The organism is Streptomyces pallidus (ex Mingjun et al. 2026) (genome assembly GCF_051550185.1).
GTDB lineage: Bacteria > Actinomycetota > Actinomycetes > Streptomycetales > Streptomycetaceae > Streptomyces.
Genome location: NZ_CP196181.1, coordinates 6,032,702 through 6,053,964 on the forward strand (window position 1 = coordinate 6,032,702; position 21,263 = coordinate 6,053,964).

A 21,263-nucleotide genomic window follows, 5' to 3' on the forward strand; every position below is an offset into this window, starting at 1 on the left:
CTACAGCCAGCCGCGGGTCTTGAACAGCCGGTGCAGCCCCAGGCAGGCCGCCGCCATCACCGCCAGCACCGCGGGATAGCCCCACGGGTTCCGCAGCTCCGGCATCCGGTCGAAGTTCATCCCGTAGATCCCCGCCACCATGGTCGGCACGGCCGCCATCGCCGCCCACGCGGAGATCTTGCGCATGTCGTCGTTCTGCCGGACGCCCACCTGGGCCAGGTGCGCGGACAGCGCGTCCGACAGCAGCCGGTCCAGGCCCTCCACGTGCTCGTTCGCCTTCGCCAGGTGGTCGGCGACATCGCGGAAGAAGGGCTGCGCGGGCCCGTGCACGAACGGCACGCCCCCGAACGCGAGCCGTTCCATCGGCAGCGCCAACGGGCCCGCGGCCCGCCGGAACTCCAGCACCTGCCGCTTGAAGCCGTAGATCCGGGCGGCGGTGTGCCGGGTGTCCTGGCCGGTCGGCGCGAAGACGTCGGTCTCCAGCTCCTCCAGGTCCACCTGGAGCTCGTCGGCCACCTCCATGTAGTGGTCCACCACCGCGTCCGCGACCGCGTACAGCACCGCCGTCGGCCCGTGCCGCAGCACCTCGGGCTCCTGCTCCAGCCGGCGCCGTACGTCGGCCAGCGCCGCCCCCTCGCCGTGCCGGACGGTGACCACGAACGAGTCGCCGATGAAGACCATCAGCTCGCCGGTGGTCACCGTGTCCGCTTCGTCGTCGTACAGCACCGGCTTGAGGACGACGAACAGCGAATCGTCGTACACCTCCAGCTTCGGCCGCTGGTGCGCGGTCAGCGCGTCCTCCACGGCCAGCCGGTGCAGCCCGAACTCGCGGCTGACGTGCTCGAATTCCTCCTCCGTCGGTTCGTGCACGCCGACCCAGACGAACGCGTCACCCGCCGCCCGGGCCATGTCCAGGGCGTCCGAGAAGTCCTCGGGTGCGGCGGAGCGGCGGCCGTTCCGGTACATCGCGCAGTCGACAATCACGCCCGGCATTGTGCCCCGCCCGCGCCGGACCCGCATCCGGGCCCCGCCGTCCCCGTCCTGTTCCCGCACGCCAGGGCCTACTCTTGGCGCCATGGCCACGCTGATCCTCGTACGACACGGGCGGTCCACCGCCAACACCGCAGGGCTGCTCGCCGGATGGACGCCCGGCGTGGCCCTCGACCGGCGCGGCGCCGAACAGGCCGCGGCCCTCCCCGAACGACTGGCCGCGGTGCCCCTCGCCGCCGCCGTCACCAGCCCGCTCCAGCGCTGCCGGGAGACCCTCGCGCCGCTGCTCGCCGCGCGCCCGGACCTGCCGCTGCACACCGACGAGCGGATCGGCGAATGCCACTACGGGGACTGGTCGAACCGCAAGCTGTCCGAACTCGCCGACGAACCCCTGATGAAGATCGTCCAGCACCATCCGTCGGCCGCGGTCTTCCCCGGCGGCGAGTCGCTGCGCACCATGCAGGCACGCGCCGTGGACTGCGTACGGGAGTGGAACGCCCGGATCGAGGAGGAGCACGGCAGCGACGCCGTCTTCCTGATGTGCTCGCACGGGGACATCATCAAGGCCCTGGTGGCGGACGCCCTCGGCATGCACCTGGACCTGTTCCAGCGGCTCCACGTCGACCCCTGCTCGGTCACCGCCGTCCGCTACACGCCCAGCCGGCCGTTCCTGCTCCGGCTCGGCGACACCGGCGACTTCGGCTCGCTCGCCCCGCGCCCCGCCCGGGAACCCGACGCGGCCGCGGCCGACACGGAGACCTTCGAAGCGGCCACCGAGGACGGGGGGAACGCCGTCGTGGGCGGCGGCGCGGGAGCGGCGTGATCGAACGGCGCAGTAGGGTGGATGGGCCAACACATGGGCGTGAACCCGCCCCTGCCCGTGCGCCCCGCCCCGCCTCCCCAGACTCCGTCCGGGGGGACCCCCAGACTTGGAGACTGGACGTGCCCCGTCAGGTGTTCCTCTACGACCCGCCGGACCGCTTCGTGGCCGGCACGGTCGGTCTGCCGGGACGCCGTACGTTCTTCCTGCAGGCCTCCGCCGGCCACCGCACCACCAGCGTCTCCCTGGAGAAGACCCAGGTCGCGGCGCTCGCCGAGCGGATGGACGAACTGCTGGACGAGGTCGTACGGCGCACCGGCGGCAATGCCCCGGTCCCGGCCGTGGCCCCCGCCGAGGCAGCCGACACGGCCCCCCTGGACGTCCCCGTCGAGGAGGAGTTCCGCGTCGGGACCATGGCCCTCGCCTGGGACGGTGAACACCAGCGGATGATCGTCGAGGCCCAGGCGCTGGTGGAACTCGACGCCGACTCCGAGGAGGACCTCGCCGAGGCCGAGGAGCGGCTCCTCCAGGACGAGGAGAACGGCCCGCCGATGCTGCGGGTCCGCCTCACCGGCGCCCAGGCCCGGGCCTTCGCCAAGCGGGCCCTGGACGTGGTCAACGCCGGCCGGCCGCCGTGCCCGCTGTGCAGCCTTCCGCTCGACCCCGAGGGGCACGTGTGCCCGCGCCAGAACGGCTACCGGCGCCAGGTGTGAACACCACGGGGGAGCGGGAAGAGCTGCTCGCCAAGGGCGAGCTGACGGTCGTCGGCCGGATCTCCGGCGCGTCGAACGCCGTGCTGCTGTGCACGGTGGAGTACGGGGGCGTACGCGCCGACTGCGTGTACAAGCCGGTCAAGGGCGAGCGCCCGCTGTGGGACTTCCCCGACGGCAACCTCGCCCGCCGGGAGGTCGCCGCCTACCTGGTCTCCGAGGCCACCGGCTGGGGCCTGGTGCCGCCGACGGTGCTGCGCGACGGGCCGTACGGGGAGGGCATGGTCCAGCAGTGGATAGCGGCTGACGGGGCCGACGGGGCCGACGGGGCCACCGGGGCGGACGGGCTGCTGGCCCTGGTCGAGGGCGAGGAGGCGGGCGAGGGCTGGAAGCCGGTCGCCCTCGCCGACGTCGGCGAGGGCCGCACCGCGCTCCTCGTCCACGCCGACGACCCCCGGCTGCGCCGCCTCGCCGTCCTCGACGCCGTGATCAACAACGGCGACCGCAAGGGCGGCCACCTGCTGGCCGCACCCGACGGCCGCCTCTACGGCATCGACCACGGCGTGACCTTCCACGTGGAGGACAAGCTGCGCACCCTGCTGTGGGGCTGGGCCGGCGAACCGCTGACGGACGAGGCGCGCGAGGTGCTGACCGGCCTGGAGCGGCAGCTCGCGGCCGGGGGCCGGCTCGCCACCCGGCTGGCCGAACTGATCACACCCGCCGAGCTGGCCGCCGTGCGGGCCCGCGTGTCCCGTCTGCGGCGCACGGGCGTCCACCCCGAGCCCTCCGGGCAGTGGCCGGCGATCCCCTGGCCCCCCGTCTGAGCAGGCCGGACCCGGCATGCACAGCCCGCGTGGGACCGCAAGAGTGCCTATTCGGCCAACAGTGCGGTCCGGTTCGTTCGAGGAACAGGCGTCCGGTTAGGCTCGACACATGCATGCCTGGCCCGCTTCTGAGGTCCCCGCCCTTCCTGGTAAGGGCCGCGACCTCCAGATCCACGACACCGCGACCCAGGGGAAGATCACCCTCGACCCCGGGCCCGTCGCCCGCATCTACGTCTGCGGCATCACCCCGTACGACGCGACCCACATCGGTCATGCGGCGACCTACAACGCGTTCGACCTCGTTCAGCGCGTGTGGCTCGACACCAAGCGGCAGGTTCACTACGTACAGAACGTCACGGACGTCGACGACCCCCTCCTGGAGCGGGCCCTGCGCGACGGCCACGACTGGACCGAGCTCGCGGAGCGCGAGACGGCCCTGTTCCGCGAGGACATGACCGCCCTGCGGATCCTGCCGCCGCAGCACTACATCGGCGCCGTCGAGGCCATACCGGGCATCGTGCCGCTGGTGGAGCGGCTGCGGGACGCGGGCGCGGCGTACGAGCTGGACGGGGACGTCTACTTCTCGGTGGAGTCCGACACCCACTTCGGCGGCGTGTCGAACCTCGACGCGGAGGCCATGCGCCTGCTGTCCGCGGAGCGCGGCGGGGACCCGGACCGCCCGGGCAAGAAGAACCCGCTCGACCCGATGCTGTGGATGGCCGCGCGGCCGGGCGAGCCCAGCTGGGACGGCGGCTCCCTCGGCCGGGGCCGCCCCGGCTGGCACATCGAGTGCGTGGCCATCGCCCTGGACCACCTGGGCATGGGCTTCGACATCCAGGGCGGCGGATCCGACCTGGCGTTCCCGCACCACGAGATGGGCGCCTCGCACGCGCAGGTCCTGACCGGCGAGTTCCCGATGGCCAAGGCGTACGTGCACGCGGGCATGGTCGCGCTGCACGGCGAGAAGATGTCGAAGTCCAAGGGCAACCTGGTCTTCGTCTCCGCCCTGCGGCGGGCCGGCGTCGACCCGGCGGCGATCCGCCTGGCCCTGCTGGCGCACCACTACCGCTCTGACTGGGAGTGGACGGACGGGGTCCTCGCGGAGGCGGAGGCCCGCCTGGCGCGCTGGCGCGCGGCCGTGTCCCGCCCGGACGGCATTCCGGCCGACGCGCTGGTCGAGGAGGTCCGCGCGGCCCTCGCCGACGACCTGGACGCGCCGGCGGCGCTCGCGGCCGTCGACCGCTGGGTCGACGCCCAGAACGCCACGGACGGCACCGACACCGCGGCCCCGGGTCTGGTCACCCGCACGGTGGACGCCCTCCTCGGCGTGGCCCTGTAACACCCCCGGGCGCAGCCGCCGGCCGCAGAGGCCGGACGGGCTGCGCCCGGACGCTCCGCGGCCCCGACCCCGCGTCCCACGCCGGCGGGGCCGGACCGCCCCGGCGCCATCGCCCCGGCGCCCCTACGGCTGGGGTGGCTCCCCGGGGCCCGTGGTGTCGTCGTCGCCCGGCTCCTGTCCCGGTCCGGACCCGGACTCGGGGTCCGGACCGCGGTCCGGGTCCGCGGCCCGCCGCGGCGGCCGCGTCCGCCCGGACGAGGTGTCCCGCAGGTACGACCCGTCCCCCGCGGCCCCGCCGGGCCCCGGCTCGGTGCCCGGATCCCGCCTCCGCAGGTACCGCTCGAACTCCCGGGCGATGGCGTCCCCGGACGCCTCCGGCAGGTCCGCGGTGTCCCGCGCCTCCTCCAGCGTCTGCACGTACTCGGCGACCTCGCTGTCCTCCGCGGCCAGTTGGTCCACCCCCAGCTGCCAGGCCCGCGCGTCCTCGGGCAGCTCGCCGAGCGGGATCCGCAGGTCGAGGAGGTCCTCCAGCCGGTTCAGCAGGGCGAGCGTGGCCTTCGGGTTGGGCGGCTGGGAGACGTAGTGGGGGACCGCCGCCCACAGGGACACGGCGGGGACCCCGGCGTGGGTGCAGGCCTCCTGGAGGATGCCGACGATGCCGGTCGGCCCCTCGTACTTGGTCTCCTCCAGGTGCATGGTGCGCGCCAGGTCGGGATCGGAGGTGACCCCGCTGACCGGCACCGGGCGGGTGTGCGGGGTGTCACCGAGCAGGGCGCCGAGGATGACCACCATCTCGACGCCCAGTTCGTGGGCGAAGCCGAGGAGTTCGTTGCAGAACGACCGCCACCGCATCGACGGTTCGATGCCCCGTACGAGCACGAGGTCGCGCGGGTTCGCGCCGCCGATGCGCACGACGGACAGCCGCGTCGTCGGCCAGGTGATCTTCCGTACCCCGTTGTCCAGCCACACCGTCGGCCGGTTGACCTGGAAGTCGTAGTAGTCCTCGGCGTCGAGCGCCGCGAAGACCTCTCCCTTCCACTCCCGGTCCAGGTGCGCGACCGCACCGGAGGCCGCGTCACCCGCGTCGTTCCAGCCCTCGAACGCGGCCACCATGACCGGGTCGATCAGCTCGGGCACGCCCTCAAGCTCGATCACCCAGGTCTCCTTCCCAAGTTCCTTGTGTACGTGGGCCAGCCTAAGCCTTGTGGGGACGGCGGCCACAGCCCACGACAGAGGGGCGGTTCCCCTCGGAACCGCCCCTCTTCCCCACCTTGCCGGAGGCTATGCCTTGCGGCCCAGCATCTCCTCGACGCGGCCGCGGACCGCGTCGTCGTCCAGACCGCGGATGGTCACCGTGGTGCGGCGGCGGAGCACGTCGTCGACGGTCTCGGCCCACTCGAAGTCGCGGGCGTAGGCGACCTGCGCCCAGATCTCCGGGCCGTCCGGGTGGATCCGCTCGGCCAGCGACGGGTCCTCGTTCGCCAGGCGGGCGATGTCGAAGGCGAGCGAGCCGTAGTGGGAGGCCAGGTGGCGGGCGGTCAGCGGGTCCATGCGGGCGCCGGGTTCGCGGTCGACGAGCAGGCGGTGCGCGACCGCGTTGGGGTTGGCGACACCGGGCAGCGGGACCCGGCGGACCAGCGACTTCACCGGCTCCATGTCGTCGGTCAGCGGGCTGCCCGGGAGCTTGGCCAGCTTGTCCATGACCACGCGGCCGATGTGGCGGTACGTGGTCCACTTGCCGCCGGCCACCGACAGCATGCCGCCGGCACCCTCGGAGACGACCGTCTCGCGCTTGGCCTTCTCGACACCGCCGGGGCCGCCGGGCAGCACGCGCAGGCCGGCGAAGGCGTACGTCATCAGGGAGCGGTCCAGGTCGGCGTCCTTCACGGAGAAGGCGGCCTCGTCCAGGATCTGCTGGATGTCCTTCTCGGTGGCGCGGACGTCCGCCGGGTCGCCCTCGTACACCTCGTCGGTGGTGCCCAGCAGCAGCTGGTCCTCCCACGGCAGGGCGAAGGTGATGCGGTACTTGTCGATCGGGGTGGCCATGGCGGCCTTCCACGGCGACTTGCGCTTCATGACGATGTGCGCGCCCTTGGAGAGGCGGATCGACGGCAGCGCGTGCTTGTCCTCCATGCGCCGCAGGTGGTCCACCCACGGGCCGGTGGCGTTGAGCACGACGCGGGCGTCGACGCCGAACTCGGTGCCGTCGAGGCGGTCCTTGAGCTCGGCACCGGAGACCCGGCCGCGCGTCATGCGCAGGCCGGTGACCTCGGCGTGGTTGAGGACGACCGCACCGGACTCGACGGCCGCGCGGACCGTCATGACGGCGACGCGGGAGTCGTTCATCTGGTGGTCGTAGTAGACCGCGACGGCCTTGAGGTTGTCCGTCCTCAGACCGGGGTTGTCGGCGACGGCACGGGCGGGGGATATGACCTTGCCCATGCCGTCGCCGAAGGCCGAGAGGGCGGAGTAGGCGAAGACGCCCGCGCCCAGCTTGGCCGCACCCACCGGACCGCCCTTGTAGACCGGCAGGTAGAAGGTGAGCGGGTTGACCAGGTGCGGGGCCACGTCCTTGGCCAGCACCCGCCGCTCGTGGTGGTTCTCGGCCACCAGCTTGACCGCGCCGGTCTGCAGGTAGCGCAGGCCGCCGTGGACGAGCTTGGAGGAGGCGGAGGAGGTGGCGCCGGCGAAGTCGCCGGCGTCCACCATGGCCACCCGCAGACCCGACTGCGCGGCGTGCCAGGCCACCGAGGTGCCCAGGATTCCGCCGCCGATGACCAGCAGGTCGTACGTGGCCTTCGACAGCTGCTCACGGGTCTCGGCGCGGCTCGCGTTCGAGCCGGCGGTCGGGTGCGTTCCCAGGGCGGGGACGCTCTGCAGGGTGCTCATGATCTCTTCAGCTCCTCATCGGTTCGTCGGCTGGTGCGGTCAGCCGGCGTTTTCCTCGTCGATCCAGCCCATGGACCGCTCGACGGCCTTGAGCCAGTTCTTGTACTCGCGGTCCCGCTGGTCGGCGGGCATCCGCGGGGTCCACTCGGCCGCGCGGCGCCAGTTGGCGCGCAGGGCGTCGGTGTCCGGCCAGAAGCCGACGGCGAGGCCGGCGGCGTAGGCGGCGCCGAGGCAGGTGGTCTCGGCGACCATCGGACGGACCACGGGGGCGTCCAGGAAGTCGGAGAGCGTCTGCATCAGCAGGTTGTTGGAGGTCATGCCGCCGTCGACCTTGAGGGCCGTCAGCTCGACGCCCGAGTCCTTGGTCATGGCGTCGGTGATCTCGCGGGTCTGCCAGGCGGTGGCCTCCAGGACGGCACGGGCGATGTGCGCCTTCGTGACGTACCGCGTGAGGCCGGCGATCACACCGCGGGCGTCGGAGCGCCAGTACGGGGCGAACAGGCCGGAGAAGGCGGGCACGAAGTAGGCGCCGCCGTTGTCCTCGACGGAGGAGGCCAGGGTCTCGATCTCGGCCGCGGACTTGATCAGGCCCATCTGGTCGCGCATCCACTGGACGAGCGAGCCGGTGACGGCGATGGAGCCCTCCAGGGCGTAGACCGGCTTCTGGTCGCCGATCTGGTAGCCGACCGTGGTCAGCAGGCCGCTGTAGGAGTTGATGACCTTGTCGCCGGTGTTCATCAGCATGAACGTTCCGGTGCCGTAGGTGGACTTGGCCTCGCCCTCGGCGAAGCAGGTCTGGCCGAAGAGGGCGGCCTGCTGGTCGCCGAGCGCCGAGGCGACGGGGACGCCGGCGAGGACGCCGTCCTTGACGTGGCCGTAGACCTCGGCGGAGGACCTGATCTCGGGGAGGACGTTCAGCGGGACGTCCATGGACTCCGCGATGCGCTCGTCCCAGGCGAGCGTGTGCAGGTTCATGAGCATCGTGCGGGAGGCGTTGGTGACGTCGGTGACGTGCACGCCGCCCTCGGCGCCGCCGGTCAGGTTCCAGATGACCCAGGAGTCCATGGTGCCGAAGAGGATGTCGCCGGCTTCGGCGCGCTCCCGCAGGCCCTCGACGTTGTCGAGCAGCCAGCGGACCTTCGGGCCCGCGAAGTACGAGGCGAGCGGCAGGCCCGTCTCGCGGCGGAAGCGGTCCTGGCCGACGTTGCGGCCGAGCTCCTTGCACAGGGCGTCGGTGCGGGTGTCCTGCCAGACCAGCGCGTTGTGCACCGGCTCGCCGGTGTTCCTGTCCCACAGGACGGTGGTCTCGCGCTGGTTGGTGATGCCGATCGCCTTGACGTCGGCGGCGGTGATCTCGGCCTTGGCGATGGCGCCGGCGACCACCTCCTGGACGTTGACCCAGATCTCCTTGGCGTCGTGCTCGACCCAGCCCGGCTTCGGGAAGATCTGCTCGTGCTCCTTCTGGTCGACGGCGACGATGCGGCCGTCGCGGTCGAAGACGATGCAGCGGGAGGAGGTGGTGCCCTGGTCGATGGCGGCGATGAACGGGCCGGTGCTGCTGGTCATGTGGCTGCTCCTGGCAGGTCTATGAAGAGTGCGGAATCAGGTGGGCGGTGCGGATCTTACGAGCGCGGGGCCGTGCTGATCAGGCGAACGCGACGTTGTACAGACCGCCGGCGATGACGGCGCCGACGAGCGGGCCGACCACCGGGATCCAGGAGTAACCCCAGTCGGAGCCGCCCTTGTTGGGCAGCGGGAGCAGGGCGTGGACGATACGCGGACCGAGGTCGCGGACCGGGTTGATGGCGTAGCCGGTCGGGCCGCCGAGGGAGAGGCCGATGCCGACGACGACGAAGGAGGTGATGAGGACGCCGATGACGCCGAGGCCCTTGCCGTCGTCCTGCAGGCCCTGGGTCAGGATCGCCAGGACCAGGACGGCCGTGCCGATGATCTCGGTGGCCAGGTTCTGGACCACGTTGCGGATCTCGGGGCCGGTGGAGAAGATCCCGAGGACCGGGCCGGCGACGTCGTGCGGGTGGGGGTCCTCCGGGCCGAGCTTGGCGTCACGTATGTGCTCCGGGTCCGCCAGGTGGGCGGCGAACTGGCCGTAGTAGGTGACCCACATCAGGACGGCGCCGAGCATGGCGCCGAGGAGCTGGCCGGCGAAGTAGACCGGAGTGTCGCTCCAGTCGCCGTTCTTGACTGCGAGGCCGACGGTGACCGCCGGGTTGAGGTGTGCACCGGAGAGCGGGGCGGAGACGTAGGCGGCGATCAGTACGGCGAAACCCCAGCCGAAGGTGATCGAGAGCCAGCCTGCGTTGCGGGCCTTGGAGCTCTTGAGGGTCACGGCGGCGCAGACACCACCGCCGAGCAGGGTGAGCAGGGCGGTACCGATGGTCTCGCCGAGGAAGATGTCGGAGCTGGACACCCGCGACTCCTTTGTCTTACGTCCAGGGGTGCGCGGACACGGGGTCGTCCCGGCCCGCGTGCGCGCACTCGGTGAGTGGTTCACCGGTCCTTGGCCTTGTCCCACCCTAGCGCGTATTGCCGGTAGGTGTTCGACAATGCCGACCGATGAACGGCAGTTTTTCGCCCAGGTGAAGAACGCGTCAAGGGTTGGCCAGGCCAATGTGTCGGATCGTTACCACGCCGTGCGGTAGATCGAAACAAGCCATCCAATGGCCGATATATGCCAGCAAGACGGCAGAAAACGGCCATGGAGTGGCCGAGAACGTATGGGTGAGGGGCTAGAACCGGCCCGCGCCGAGGTCGCGGGAAACCGCCCGCGCGCAGTCGCGCACCGACGCCACCAGGCTCGCCCGCGGCTCCCCGGACTCCCCGCAGACCCGCTCCACCGCACCGGCCACCGCCACCGCGCCCACCGGCATCCGGCGGCGGTCGTGGATGGGCGCAGCCACCGAGGCGACGCCCTCCCAGGTCTCCTCGACGTCCGAGGCCCAGCCGCGCGCCCGGGTCAGGTCCAGCACCTCTTCGAAGCCCGCCCCGTCCGTGACCGTGCGCGGCGTGAACGCCTCGCGCTCGGCCTCCAGGGCCTCGGTGTGGGCGACCGGGTCGTACGCCGACAGCACCTTGCCCAGCGCCGTGGAGTGCAGCGGCTGCATGGCCCCCACCTCCAGCACCTGGCGGCTGTCGTCGGGGCGGAAGACGTGGTGCATGATCAGCACCCCGCTCTTGTGCAGCACGCCCACGTACACGCTCTCGCCGCTCGCCCGGGCCAGGTCGTCCGTCCACACCAGCGCCCGCGCGCGCAGCTCGTGCACGTCCAGGTAGCTGTTGCCCAGGCGCAGCAGCTCCGCGCCCAGCTGGTAGCGGCCGGACGCCGGGTCCTGCTCGACGAAGCCCTCGGCCTGGAGCGTGCGCAGGATGCCGTGCGCCGTGCCCTTGGCCAGCCCCAGGGCGCTCGCGATGTCCGACAGGCCGAGGCGGCGCTCACCGCCGGCAAGGAGCCGCAGCATCGCAGCGGCTCGTTCGAGCGACTGGATGTTCCGTGCCATGGTGCGCAGCCTCCTGCTGACGAAGTTCGACAATGCTGAACACTATCGGCCCATGTCGACCTTGCGCATGGTTGGCCATATGTTCAAGCCGAGGCCGCCCGGGGCACACCCGACCGACTCCCCGGCACAGGATGCAGTCCGCCACGTGGGACGCCCTCACCGGGGTTGCGAAGGCGCGGTTACCCTGACCGCGTGCACCCTTGACACAGCAAGGGTGCAAAGCCGACAGCCGTCGCATCCCAGGGAGCTCTCATGGCCTCGTTGCCGAACCCGCCCGCAGACACCCAGACCCGGGCCGATGCCCTCCGAGAGGCGCTCGCGACCCGCGTGGTCGTCGCCGACGGGGCCATGGGAACGATGCTCCAGGCGCAGGAGCCCACCCTTGAGGACTTCCAGCAGCTGGAGGGCTGCAACGAGGTCCTGAACGTGACCCGGCCCGACATCGTGCGCTCGGTGCACGAGGCCTACTTCGCGGTCGGCGTGGACTGCGTCGAGACCAACACCTTCGGCGCGAACTTCACCGCACTGGGCGAGTACGACATCCCCGAACGCAACTTCGAGCTGTCCGAGGCCGGCGCCCTGGTGGCCCGCGAGGTGGCCGACCGGTTCACCGCGGAGACCGGCCGGCAGCGCTGGGTCCTCGGCTCCATGGGCCCGGGCACGAAACTGCCGACCCTCGGCCACATCCCGTACGACGCGATCCGCGACGCCTACCAGACCAACGCCGAGGGCCTGCTGTCCGGCGGGGCGGACGCGCTGCTGGTGGAGACCACCCAGGACCTCCTCCAGACCAAGGCCTCCGTCATCGGCGCCCGGCGCGCCATGGAGGCGCTCGGGGTGTCGGTCCCGCTGATCTGCTCCGTCACGGTGGAGACCACCGGGACGATGCTGCTGGGCTCCGAGATCGGTGCGGCGCTGACCTCGCTGGAGCCGCTGGGCATCGACATGATCGGCCTGAACTGCGCCACCGGCCCGGCCGAGATGAGCGAGCACCTGCGCTACCTGGCCCGCAACGCCCGCATCCCCCTCTCCTGCATGCCGAACGCGGGCCTGCCGGTCCTCACCAAGGACGGCGCGCACTATCCGCTGACCGCTCCGGAGCTGGCGGACGCCCAGGAGACCTTCGTCCGCGAGTACGGGCTGTCGCTGGTGGGCGGGTGCTGCGGTACGACACCGGAGCACCTGCGGCAGGTCGTGGAGCGGGTGCGCGGGCTGGCTCCGGCGGTGCGGGAGCCGCGGCCGGAGCCGGGCGCGTCGTCCCTGTACCAGACGGTGCCGTTCCGTCAGGACACCTCGTACATGGCGATCGGTGAGCGGACGAACGCGAACGGGTCGAAGAAGTTCCGCGAGGCCATGTTGGAGGGCCGGTGGGACGACTGTGTGGAGATGGCCCGCGACCAGATCCGCGAGGGCGCGCACATGCTCGACCTGTGCGTGGACTACGTCGGCCGTGACGGTGTCGCGGACATGGAGGAGCTGGCGGGTCGGTTCGCGACCGCCTCGACCCTGCCGATCGTGTTGGACTCGACCGAGGTGGAGGTCATCCGGGCGGGTCTGGAGAAACTGGGTGGGCGTGCGGTCATCAACTCGGTCAACTACGAGGACGGTGACGGCCCCGATTCCCGATTCGCGAAGGTCACCCGGTTGGCGCAGGAGCACGGTGCGGCGCTGATCGCGCTGACGATCGACGAGGAGGGCCAGGCCCGTACCGTCGAACACAAGGTGGCCGTCGCGGAGCGGCTGATCGCGGACCTGACGGAGAACTGGGGGATCGGCGAGTCCGACATCCTCATCGACACCCTCACCTTCACCATCTGCACCGGCCAGGAGGAGTCCCGCGGCGACGGCATCGCCACCATCGAGGCGATCCGGGAGCTGAAGCGCCGGCACCCGGATGTCCAGACCACGCTCGGCCTGTCGAACATCTCCTTCGGTCTGAACCCGGCCGCCCGTGTCCTGCTCAACTCGGTCTTCCTGGACGAGTGCGTCAAGGCGGGTCTGGACTCGGCGATCGTGCACGCGTCGAAGATCCTGCCGATCGCCCGGTTCGACGAGGAGCAGGTCTCCACCGCCCTGGACCTGATCTACGACCGGCGCTCCGAGGGCTACGACCCGCTGCAGAAGCTGATGGCCCTCTTCGAGGGCGTCAACACGAAGTCACTCAAGGCCGGGCGCGCCGAGGAGCTCCTGGCGCTGCCGCTGGAGGAGCGGCTCCAGAGGCGGATCATCGACGGCGAGAAGAACGGCCTGGAGGCGGACCTCGACGAGGCCCTGCAGACCCGTCCCGCCCTGGACATCGTCAACGACACGCTGCTGGAGGGCATGAAGGTCGTCGGCGAGTTGTTCGGGTCCGGGCAGATGCAGCTGCCGTTCGTGTTGCAGTCGGCCGAGGTGATGAAGACGGCGGTGGCCCATCTGGAGCCGCACATGGAGAAGTCGGACGCGGAGGGCAAGGGCACCATCGTCCTGGCCACCGTCCGCGGCGACGTGCACGACATCGGCAAGAACCTGGTCGACATCATCTTGTCGAACAACGGCTACAACGTGGTCAACATCGGCATCAAGCAGCCGGTTTCCGCGATCGTGGAGGCGGCGCAGGAACACAACGCGGACGTGATCGGCATGTCCGGGCTGCTGGTGAAGTCCACGGTGATCATGAAGGAGAACCTGGAGGAGCTCAACCAGCGCAAGCTGGCCGCCGCCTACCCGGTCATCCTCGGCGGCGCCGCGCTCACCCGCGCCTACGTCGAACAGGACCTCCACGAGATCTACGACGGCGAGGTCCGCTACGCCCGCGACGCCTTCGAGGGCCTGCGCCTGATGGACGCCCTGATCGCCGTGAAGCGCGGCGTCCCGGGCGCGACCCTGCCCGAACTCAAGCAGCGCCGCGTCGCCCAGCGCGCCGCCCCCCTGCTGCAGAGCGACGAGGCGGAGGAGCCCGGCGGCCGCTCGGACGTCGCGGTCGACAACCCGGTGCCCACGCCGCCGTTCTGGGGGACCAGGGTCGTCAAGGGCATCCCGCTCAAGGACTACGCGTCCTGGCTGGACGAGGGCGCCCTGTTCAAGGGCCAGTGGGGCCTGAAGCAGGCCCGTGCCGGCGGGCCCGGCTACGAGGAGCTCGTCGAGACCGAGGGCCGGCCCCGGCTGCGCGGCCTGCTGGACACGCTCCACACGCAGAACCTGCTGGAAGCGGCCGTGGTCTACGGCTACTTCCCCTGCGTCTCCAAGGGCGAGGACCTGATCATCCTCGACGAGCAGGGCAACGAACGGACCCGGTTCACCTTCCCGCGCCAGCGCCGAGGCCGGCGGCTGTGCCTGGCGGACTTCTTCCGCCCGGAGGAGTCCGGCGAGAGGGACGTCGTCGGCCTGCAGGTCGTCACCGTCGGCTCGAAGATCGGCGAGGCCACCGCCAAGCTGTTCGAGACCGACTCCTACCGCGACTACCTGGAACTGCACGGCCTGTCCGTCCAGCTCGCCGAGGCCCTCGCCGAGTACTGGCACGCCCGGGTCCGCGCCGAGCTCGGCTTCGGCGGGGAGGACCCGGCCGACGTCGAGGACATGTTCGCCCTGAAGTACCGCGGCGCCCGCTTCTCGCTCGGCTACGGTGCCTGCCCGGACCTGGAGGACCGGGCGAAGATCGCCGACCTGCTCCGGCCCGAGCGGATCGGGGTCCTCCTGTCGGAGGAGTTCCAGCTCCACCCGGAGCAGTCCACCGACGCGATCGTCATCCACCACCCCGAAGCGAAGTATTTCAACGCACGCTGAGGCAGTTGGACGTACACTGGTCGGCCCCATACAGGCCGGTCGCCTGTTCCCCGGGGGTAGCCCCGCGCGGGAAGAGGCGACCGGCCTTCTCGTCCCTTCCGCGAGGTGTGCGCATGACCAGTACCGTTCCCGTCTCCATCGCCCGTACGGCCGACGGGTCGGCCCTGCAGGCGGTGCTGCTCGACATGGACGGGACGCTGGTCGACACCGAGGGCTTCTGGTGGGACGCCGAAGTGGACGTCTTCGCCGAGCTGGGCCACCGACTGGAGGAGTCCTGGCGGGACGTCGTCGTCGGCGGCCCGATGAGCCGGAGCCTGGGCTTCCTGATCGAGGCCACCGGGGTGACCGTCGACCTGGCCGAACTGAGCGTCCTGCTCAACGAGCGCTTCGAGGCCCGGATCGCCGACCAGGTGCCGCTCATGCCGGGCGCCGAGCGGCTCCTGTCCGAGCTGGCCCGGCACAACGTGCCCACGGCTCTCGTCTCCGCCTCCCACCGGCGGGTCATCGACCGGATCCTGGGCTCCCTCGGCCCCGAGCGCTTCACCACGACCGTGGCCGGCGACGAGGTGCCGCGCACCAAGCCGCACCCGGACCCCTACCTGCTGGCCGCCCGCACCCTCGGCGCCCACCCCTCGCGCTGCGCCGTCATCGAGGACACCGCCACCGGCGTCGCGGCCGCGGAGGCGGCCGGCTGCCGCGTCATCGCCGTCCCCTCGGTCGGCCTCATCGCCCCCGCCCCCGGGCGCACCGTGGTCCGCTCCCTGGAGGACGTGGACCTGGCCTTCCTCCGGGCCCTCATCACACCGATGAACTGACCCGCACACGCTCCGTCTCCGAGCGGGCCGGACCTGGCGCCACCGCCCGCGGAACGATCTTTCGTTCCATGGCCGGGCGGCCGGAATCCCATCCTTTCCGTGGCGCCCGGGCCGGGTGACCTTCGTCACCCGAAACGCCCCCGACCGACCTGTCCCGGGGCTCGGCAAGGTTCCCTTGTGTCCGGATTGGTGATCTCCTGACCCCATCTGGGACGCCCCCGGCACTGACAGGCAGTCCGCTCCCATCACCGTGCGATTACACCCCAAGTCCTGCCAGTTCAAGCCATCCCCTCATAGCCCACTAATGTCGACGCGGGCACTCCGCCACACCGCAGCACTCCCGGACGCATACCCCTGTGTCGGGATTGCGTGGACCGATCGTCATAAAACCGGCCCGATCGTTCCGCCCTGAACGGGCGACCGTCGCGAGGTGCCCTTTACGCCGCTTTGAACAAGTGCCGGTCAAGGGAGTACTTCCAGCATGAACCGCAAGACCCTGGTGCTGACGGCCGCGGCCGGACTGCTCACGCCCGCGCTCGCCGCATGCGGCAGCGCCACGGGCGGAGGAGCAGGAACCGGAGCGATCGTCGTCGGCACCACCGACCGGTACGAGGCGGCCGACTACGCCCCCGCACCGTTCGACCCGGCGTACGCCTACGACGCCAGCACCTGGAACGTCCTGCGGCAGACCGTCCAGACCCTGATGCACACCCCCCGCGGCGGCGGCCAGCCCGTCCCCGAAGCGGCGTCCGACTGCCGCTTCACCGACAACGGCAACGAGAGCTACCGCTGCACCCTGCGTCCCGGCCTGAAGTTCGCCGACGGCGAGCCCCTCACCGCCAAGGACGTCAAGTTCTCCATCGACCGCGTCCGCGCCATCAACGCCGAGAACGGCCCCTCCTCGCTGCTGTCCACCATCGACACCGTCGAGGTCAAGAGCGCCGACACGGTCGTGTTCCACCTGAACGCCCCCGACGCGACCTTCCCGCACAAGCTCTCCACGCCCGCCGCCGGCATCCTCAGCGAGAAGAACTACGACGCCAAGAAGCTGCGCGGCGGCTTCGCCGTCGACGGCTCCGGCCCGTACACGATGAAGGCCGAAGTCAAGGGCGACCACCTCGTCCGCGCCGTGTTCACCAAGAACCCGCACTACAAGGGCGACCTCAAGCTGCAGAACGACAAGGTCGAACTGCGCACCTTCGACGACTCCACCGCCATGGGCAAGGCGCTCACCGACGGGCGCATCCACATGATCTCGCGCACCCTGTCGCCCGCCCAGATCACCGAGTTCTCCGCGAACCCGCCCAAGGGCGTCAAGCTGACCCAGATGCCCGGCCTGGAGATCCGCTACATCGGCTTCAACACCGAGGCCCCGGCCGTCAAGGACAAGGCCGTACGGCAGGCCCTCGCCGCCGCCGTCGACCGCAACGCCGTCATCTCCAAGGTCTACGGCAAGTCCGCCCAGCCGCTGTACTCCCTGGTCCCCTCCTCCGTCGCCGGCCACGTCAACTCGTTCCGCAACAAGTACGGCGAGGCCAACACCGCCAAGGCCGCTGCCCTGCTCAAGGACGCCGGCATCAAGACCCCGGTCAAGCTGACGCTGAACTACACCAAGGACCACTACGGCGACGGCACGGCCAACGAGTTCGAGGCCCTGAAGAACCAGCTGAACTCCACCCAGCTGTTCGACATCACCGTCCAGGGCTCCGACTGGAACGACTTCCGCCCCGCGCAGAAGAAGGGCGACTACGCCGCCTACGGGCTCGGCTGGTTCCCCGACTACGCGGACCCCGACAACTTCCTCGCCCCCTTCCTGGGCGAGGACAACTTCCTGGGCACGCCGTACGCCAACAGCACGGTGCGCACCAAGCTCATCCCCGAGTCCCGCAAGGCCGTCGACCGCAACGTCGCCGGCCCCGCGATCTCGGAGATGCAGGACATCGTCGCCGAGGACGTGCCCGTCCTGCCCCTGTGGCAGGGCAAGCAGTACGTCGCCGCGCGCGACGGGATCACCGGAGTGGAGTGGTCGGTCAACGCCATCTCCGACCTCCAGCTGTGGGAACTCGGCCGCGGTGTCAGCGGCTGAGAAGCACAGCAACCGGCGGCGGGTGTCGCTGGCCGGCGCAACGATTCAGCAAGAAGGACGTTCGTGCGATGAGACGTAACCAGTGGTTGGCAGCCCCGCTCGGCGCAGCCACCGCCGCCGCGCTGCTCAGCGGTTGCGGTTCGACCGATGGCCCCGCCGCCGAGGGCGGCAAGGGCGTGGTCATGGGAATATCCGACAAGGTGAAGTCCACCGACCCCGCATCCGGTTACGACCCGGGCTCCTGGCTGCTCTTCAACAACGTCTTCCAGTCGCTGCTGAGCTTCCCCAAGGGCGGCACGACTCCGGAGCCCGACGCCGCCCAGGCCTGCAACTTCGAGGGCGCCGACAGCAAGGTGTTCAAGTGCACCCTGCGGGCCGGCCTGAAGTTCAGCAACGGCCACCCCCTCACCTCGAAGGACGTCAAGTTCTCCTTCGAGCGCACGCTGAAGATCAACGACCCGAACGGCCCCGCCGTCATGCTGTCGTCGATCGCCGGCATCGACACCCCCGACGACAAGACCGTCGTCTTCCGCCTCAAGACCTCCGACGCGACCTTCCCCAGCAAGATCGCCTCGGGTGCGGGCTCCATCGTCGACAGCAGCGAGTACCCGGCCGACAAGCTCCGCACGGACAACAAGGCCATCGGCTCCGGCGTCTACAAGCTCGACTCCATGAACGAGAAGAGCGCCAACTTCTCGGTCAACGAGGCCTACACCGGCAAGGCCAAGGCCAAGAACACCGGCGTCACGCTGAAGTTCTTCAACCACGACCAGGCCGCCCTGAGGAAGGTCCTGGAGAGCGGCGACGTCGACTTCGCCTTCCGCGGCCTCGCCGCCAAGGACATCGCCAGCCTGTCCTCCACCAAGACCGGCAACAACAGCGTCGAGGTCGTCCAGGGCACCGGCGCCGAGGTCCAGCACCTCGTCTTCAACATGAAGGACGAGGTCGTCGGCAAGCTCCCCGTCCGCAAGGCCATCGCCTACCTCGTCGACCGCGAAGCGCTCGTCAAGGACGTCTACGAGGGCACCGCGACCTCGCTGTACTCGGTCATCCCGGCCGGCATCGGCTCCCACACCACCGCCTTCTTCGACCGCTACGGCGGCAGCCCCCAGCCGAAGAAGGCCGAGGCCGTCCTGCGTGCCGCCGGCATCAAGGACAAGGTGAAGCTCAACCTGTACTCGACGCCCGCCCGCTACGGTCCGGCCACCGACCAGGAAATGCAGCTGATCGCCAAGCAGCTCAACGACAGCGGCCTGTTCGACGCCGAGGTCAAGTCCGTCGAGTACGACCAGTACGAGAAGGACATCGACGCCGGCAAGTACGGCGTGTACGTCCGCGGCTGGGTCCCCGACTTCCCCGACGCCGACAACTTCACGCAGCCGTTCTTCGGACCGGACAGCGTCCTGCGCAACAACTACGACAACAAGGAGATCACCGGGACGATCATCCCGGCGACCGCCTCCAAGTCCGACCGCACCGCGGCCACCCCCGACTACACCCGCCTGCAGGACATCGTCGCCGACGAGATCCCGCTCCTGCCGCTGTGGCAGAGCAAGCAGTACGCGGTGACCCGCCAGAACGTCACCGGCCTGCAGTGGTCGCTCGACGCCTCCACCGTCTTCCGCTTCTGGGAGATCGCCAAGGGCTGACAGCCCCACGCACACGAACCGGCCCGTGCCACCTCCCACCGGAGGCGGCACGGGCCGGTCCCGTTCCGCACCGGGCACGCCGGCCCGCGGCACTACTGCGCAGCGCCCGGCCGCACCAGACCGCTCTCGTACGCGTACACCGCCGCCTGCACCCGGTCGCGCAACCCCAACTTCGTCAACACGTGCCCCACGTGCGTCTTCACCGTGGTCTCACTCACGAACAGGTCCGCCGCGATCTCCGCGTTCGACAACCCCCGCGCCACCAGCTTCAACACCTCGACCTCACGCTCCGTCAGCGAACCGAGCGTGTCCGGGACCCGCTCCTCGCCCGACGGCAGGTGCTCCGCGTACTTGTCCAACAACCGCCGCGTGATGCTCGGCGCGAGCATCGCCTCACCACCGGCCACCACCCGGATCGCCTGCACCAACTCATGCGCCGGCGCATCCTTCAACAGGAAACCGCTCGCCCCCGCACGCAGCGCCTGCACCACGTACTCGTCGAGATCGAAGGTGGTCAGCACCAGCACCTTCGCCGGACCGTCCCGCCCCGGCCCGGTGATCTGCCGAGTCGCCTCCACCCCGTCCATCCGCGGCATCCGGATGTCCATCAGCACCACGTCCGGCTGCAACGCCCGCACCTGCTCCAGCGCCTGCACACCGTCCCCGGCCTCCCCGACCACCGCCAGGTCCTGCTCCGCCTCCAAGATCATCCGGAAGCCGGTGCGCAGCAACGGCTGGTCATCGACCAGGAGGACGCGGATCGCCACGGGGGACACCTCTGATTCGTAAGGCCACTCGGCAGGACGCCCCCATTCTGCCCTGATCGGATGATCAGGATTCCGCCGGACGCGCCCCACCGACCCCCTGACGCGGCACCACCGGCAGCGGATACACCGGAGGAGTACCCCCGAACTCCGGACACACCGCCCGGTGATCACACCAACCGCACAGCTTCGTCGGCCGCGGCCGCCAGTCACCCGTCGCCGTCGCCTCCTTGATCGCCTCCCACAGCGCCAGCAGCTTGCGCTCCACCCGCTCCAGGTCCGCCATCACCGGGTCGTACGTCAACACGTCACCACTGCCCAGATACACCAGCTGCAGCCGCCGCGGCACCACCCGCTTCAGCCGCCACACCACCAACGCGTAGAACTTCATCTGGAACAACGCACCCTCGGCGTACTCCGGCCGCGGCGCCTTGCCCGTCTTGTAGTCGACGATCCGCACCTCACCCGACGCCGCCACGTCCACCCGGTCGATGATCCCCCGCAACCGCAGCCCCGACTCCAGCTCCGCCTCCACGAAGAACTCCCGCTCCACCGGCTCCAGCCGCGTCGGGTCCTCCAACGTGAACCACCGCTCCACCAACGCCTCGGCCTCCGACAGCCAACGCGCCAGCCCCGCCCCCTCGTCCCCACCCGGAAACAACTCCGACAGCTCCGGCTTCGCCTCCAGCAGCCGCTCCCACTGCCCCGGCACCAGCGCCCTCGCCCGCACCGCCGTCCGCTCCTGCGCCGGAGCATCGAACAACCGCTCCAGCACCGCATGCACCAGCGTCCCCCGCGTCGCCGCCGCACTCGGCTTCTCCGGCAACCTGTCGATCACCCGAAACCGGTACAACAGCGGACACTGCATGAAATCGCTCGCCCGCGAAGGCGACAGCGAAACGGGTACCGCCGCGCCCGGTGCCACATCGGCATCCGAGGCGCCGGAAAGGGAACCGGGGCTCATCGTCATGCACAAAACCCTACGACCCGCCACGGACAGCCACGCGCATACCATCGACGCCGGGCCCCCTCGCACTGCATGATCGGAGCATCACGCCGCGCTACCGCGCAGCCCCGGCCCGACCCGCCGGACGGCC

The 21,263-nt window shown here is 70.6% G+C and carries 16 protein-coding genes; 8 read left to right on the top strand and 8 right to left on the bottom strand.

What is annotated here, in order from left to right; genetic code table 11:
• Positions 1-993, bottom strand: coding sequence for a magnesium and cobalt transport protein CorA (locus tag ACSHWO_RS26725; RefSeq protein ID WP_438315658.1), 993 nt, complete (start codon positions 991-993; stop codon positions 1-3).
• 82 nt (positions 994-1,075) lie between these two features.
• Between ACSHWO_RS26725 and ACSHWO_RS26730 the strand changes: the two genes are divergently transcribed.
• The 4 genes from ACSHWO_RS26730 to mshC all read left to right on the top strand — a co-directional run bounded on the left by ACSHWO_RS26730 (position 1,076) and on the right by mshC (position 4,683).
• Positions 1,076-1,813 carry a histidine phosphatase family protein gene (locus ACSHWO_RS26730; protein WP_385836823.1) on the top strand — a complete coding sequence of 246 codons (738 nt, stop codon included), beginning with the start codon at positions 1,076-1,078 and terminating at the stop codon, positions 1,811-1,813.
• Positions 1,814-1,932: 119 nt separating this feature from the next.
• A complete protein-coding gene (locus ACSHWO_RS26735) occupies positions 1,933-2,523 on the top strand; it encodes a DUF3090 domain-containing protein (protein ID WP_361095959.1) in 591 nt (196 codons plus the stop codon).
• The gene (locus ACSHWO_RS26740; RefSeq protein ID WP_438315662.1) at positions 2,487-3,344 is read left to right on the top strand and encodes an SCO1664 family protein; all 858 of its coding nucleotides are present in this window, start codon (positions 2,487-2,489) and stop codon (positions 3,342-3,344) included. Before ACSHWO_RS26735 ends, ACSHWO_RS26740 begins: the two co-directional genes overlap by 37 nt.
• Before the next feature lie 109 nt (positions 3,345-3,453).
• The gene (gene mshC / locus ACSHWO_RS26745; RefSeq protein ID WP_438315665.1) at positions 3,454-4,683 is read left to right on the top strand and encodes a cysteine--1-D-myo-inosityl 2-amino-2-deoxy-alpha-D-glucopyranoside ligase; all 1,230 of its coding nucleotides are present in this window, start codon (positions 3,454-3,456) and stop codon (positions 4,681-4,683) included.
• 123 nt (positions 4,684-4,806) lie between these two features.
• On the opposite strand, the gene ACSHWO_RS26750 is transcribed toward mshC, so the two are convergent.
• The 5 genes from ACSHWO_RS26750 to ACSHWO_RS26770 form a co-directional block, all read right to left on the bottom strand.
• The gene (locus ACSHWO_RS26750) at positions 4,807-5,838 is read right to left on the bottom strand and encodes a PAC2 family protein (protein ID WP_385836795.1); all 1,032 of its coding nucleotides are present in this window, start codon (positions 5,836-5,838) and stop codon (positions 4,807-4,809) included.
• A 126-nt stretch (positions 5,839-5,964) separates the two neighbouring features.
• Positions 5,965-7,572: a glycerol-3-phosphate dehydrogenase/oxidase gene (locus ACSHWO_RS26755; protein WP_385836784.1), complete on the bottom strand. Its 1,608-nt coding sequence runs from the start codon at positions 7,570-7,572 to the stop codon at positions 5,965-5,967.
• Positions 7,573-7,611: 39 nt separating this feature from the next.
• Complete coding sequence (gene glpK / locus ACSHWO_RS26760) at positions 7,612-9,138, bottom strand: glycerol kinase GlpK (protein WP_361095973.1); 1,527 nt, start codon at positions 9,136-9,138, stop codon at positions 7,612-7,614.
• Between the two features lie 79 nt (positions 9,139-9,217).
• Positions 9,218-10,000 (bottom strand): MIP/aquaporin family protein, encoded by a 783-nt coding sequence (locus ACSHWO_RS26765; RefSeq protein ID WP_361095976.1) that lies wholly within the window; start codon positions 9,998-10,000, stop codon positions 9,218-9,220.
• Positions 10,001-10,319: 319 nt separating this feature from the next.
• Positions 10,320-11,087: an IclR family transcriptional regulator gene (locus tag ACSHWO_RS26770; protein ID WP_438315670.1), complete on the bottom strand. Its 768-nt coding sequence runs from the start codon at positions 11,085-11,087 to the stop codon at positions 10,320-10,322.
• A 252-nt stretch (positions 11,088-11,339) separates the two neighbouring features.
• Here ACSHWO_RS26770 and metH point away from each other — a divergent pair, with 252 nt between their 5' ends.
• The 4 genes from metH to ACSHWO_RS26790 all read left to right on the top strand — a co-directional run bounded on the left by metH (position 11,340) and on the right by ACSHWO_RS26790 (position 19,402).
• On the top strand, positions 11,340-14,852 hold the full coding sequence (gene metH / locus ACSHWO_RS26775) for a methionine synthase (RefSeq protein ID WP_438315673.1): 3,513 nt from the start codon (positions 11,340-11,342) through the stop codon (positions 14,850-14,852).
• A 113-nt stretch (positions 14,853-14,965) separates the two neighbouring features.
• Positions 14,966-15,667 carry an HAD family hydrolase gene (locus tag ACSHWO_RS26780; RefSeq protein WP_361095985.1) on the top strand — a complete coding sequence of 234 codons (702 nt, stop codon included), beginning with the start codon at positions 14,966-14,968 and terminating at the stop codon, positions 15,665-15,667.
• Between the two features lie 481 nt (positions 15,668-16,148).
• On the top strand, positions 16,149-17,753 hold the full coding sequence (locus ACSHWO_RS26785) for an ABC transporter substrate-binding protein (RefSeq protein WP_438315677.1): 1,605 nt from the start codon (positions 16,149-16,151) through the stop codon (positions 17,751-17,753).
• A gap of 68 nt (positions 17,754-17,821) precedes the next feature.
• Positions 17,822-19,402, top strand: a complete 1,581-nt coding sequence (locus ACSHWO_RS26790; protein WP_438315680.1) for an ABC transporter substrate-binding protein — start codon at positions 17,822-17,824, stop codon at positions 19,400-19,402.
• 92 nt (positions 19,403-19,494) lie between these two features.
• On the opposite strand, the gene ACSHWO_RS26795 is transcribed toward ACSHWO_RS26790, so the two are convergent.
• Together ACSHWO_RS26795 and ACSHWO_RS26800 are read right to left on the bottom strand one after the other, a co-directional pair.
• Positions 19,495-20,169, bottom strand: a complete 675-nt coding sequence (locus tag ACSHWO_RS26795) for a response regulator transcription factor (protein WP_361095993.1) — start codon at positions 20,167-20,169, stop codon at positions 19,495-19,497.
• 64 nt (positions 20,170-20,233) lie between these two features.
• Positions 20,234-21,130 (bottom strand): RecB family exonuclease, encoded by an 897-nt coding sequence (locus ACSHWO_RS26800; RefSeq protein WP_438319283.1) that lies wholly within the window; start codon positions 21,128-21,130, stop codon positions 20,234-20,236.
• Positions 21,131-21,263: the final 133 nt, after the last annotated feature.

What these genes read in the sequence shown, in the direction of transcription:
- ACSHWO_RS26790 (WP_438315680.1), top strand. Translation starts at nt 17,822, where the DNA reads ATGAGACGTAACCAGTGGTTGGCAGCCCCGCTCGGCGCAGCCACCGCC.
- ACSHWO_RS26800 (WP_438319283.1), bottom strand. Translation starts at nt 21,130, where the DNA reads ATGAGCCCCGGTTCCCTTTCCGGCGCCTCGGATGCCGATGTGGCACCG.
- ACSHWO_RS26730 (WP_385836823.1), top strand. Translation starts at nt 1,076, where the DNA reads ATGGCCACGCTGATCCTCGTACGACACGGGCGGTCCACCGCCAACACC.
- ACSHWO_RS26780 (WP_361095985.1), top strand. Translation starts at nt 14,966, where the DNA reads ATGACCAGTACCGTTCCCGTCTCCATCGCCCGTACGGCCGACGGGTCG.
- ACSHWO_RS26770 (WP_438315670.1), bottom strand. Translation starts at nt 11,087, where the DNA reads ATGGCACGGAACATCCAGTCGCTCGAACGAGCCGCTGCGATGCTGCGG.
- metH (WP_438315673.1), top strand. Translation starts at nt 11,340, where the DNA reads ATGGCCTCGTTGCCGAACCCGCCCGCAGACACCCAGACCCGGGCCGAT.
- ACSHWO_RS26725 (WP_438315658.1), bottom strand. Translation starts at nt 993, where the DNA reads ATGCCGGGCGTGATTGTCGACTGCGCGATGTACCGGAACGGCCGCCGC.
- ACSHWO_RS26755 (WP_385836784.1), bottom strand. Translation starts at nt 7,572, where the DNA reads ATGAGCACCCTGCAGAGCGTCCCCGCCCTGGGAACGCACCCGACCGCC.
- mshC (WP_438315665.1), top strand. Translation starts at nt 3,454, where the DNA reads ATGCATGCCTGGCCCGCTTCTGAGGTCCCCGCCCTTCCTGGTAAGGGC.
- glpK (WP_361095973.1), bottom strand. Translation starts at nt 9,138, where the DNA reads ATGACCAGCAGCACCGGCCCGTTCATCGCCGCCATCGACCAGGGCACC.
- ACSHWO_RS26785 (WP_438315677.1), top strand. Translation starts at nt 16,149, where the DNA reads ATGAACCGCAAGACCCTGGTGCTGACGGCCGCGGCCGGACTGCTCACG.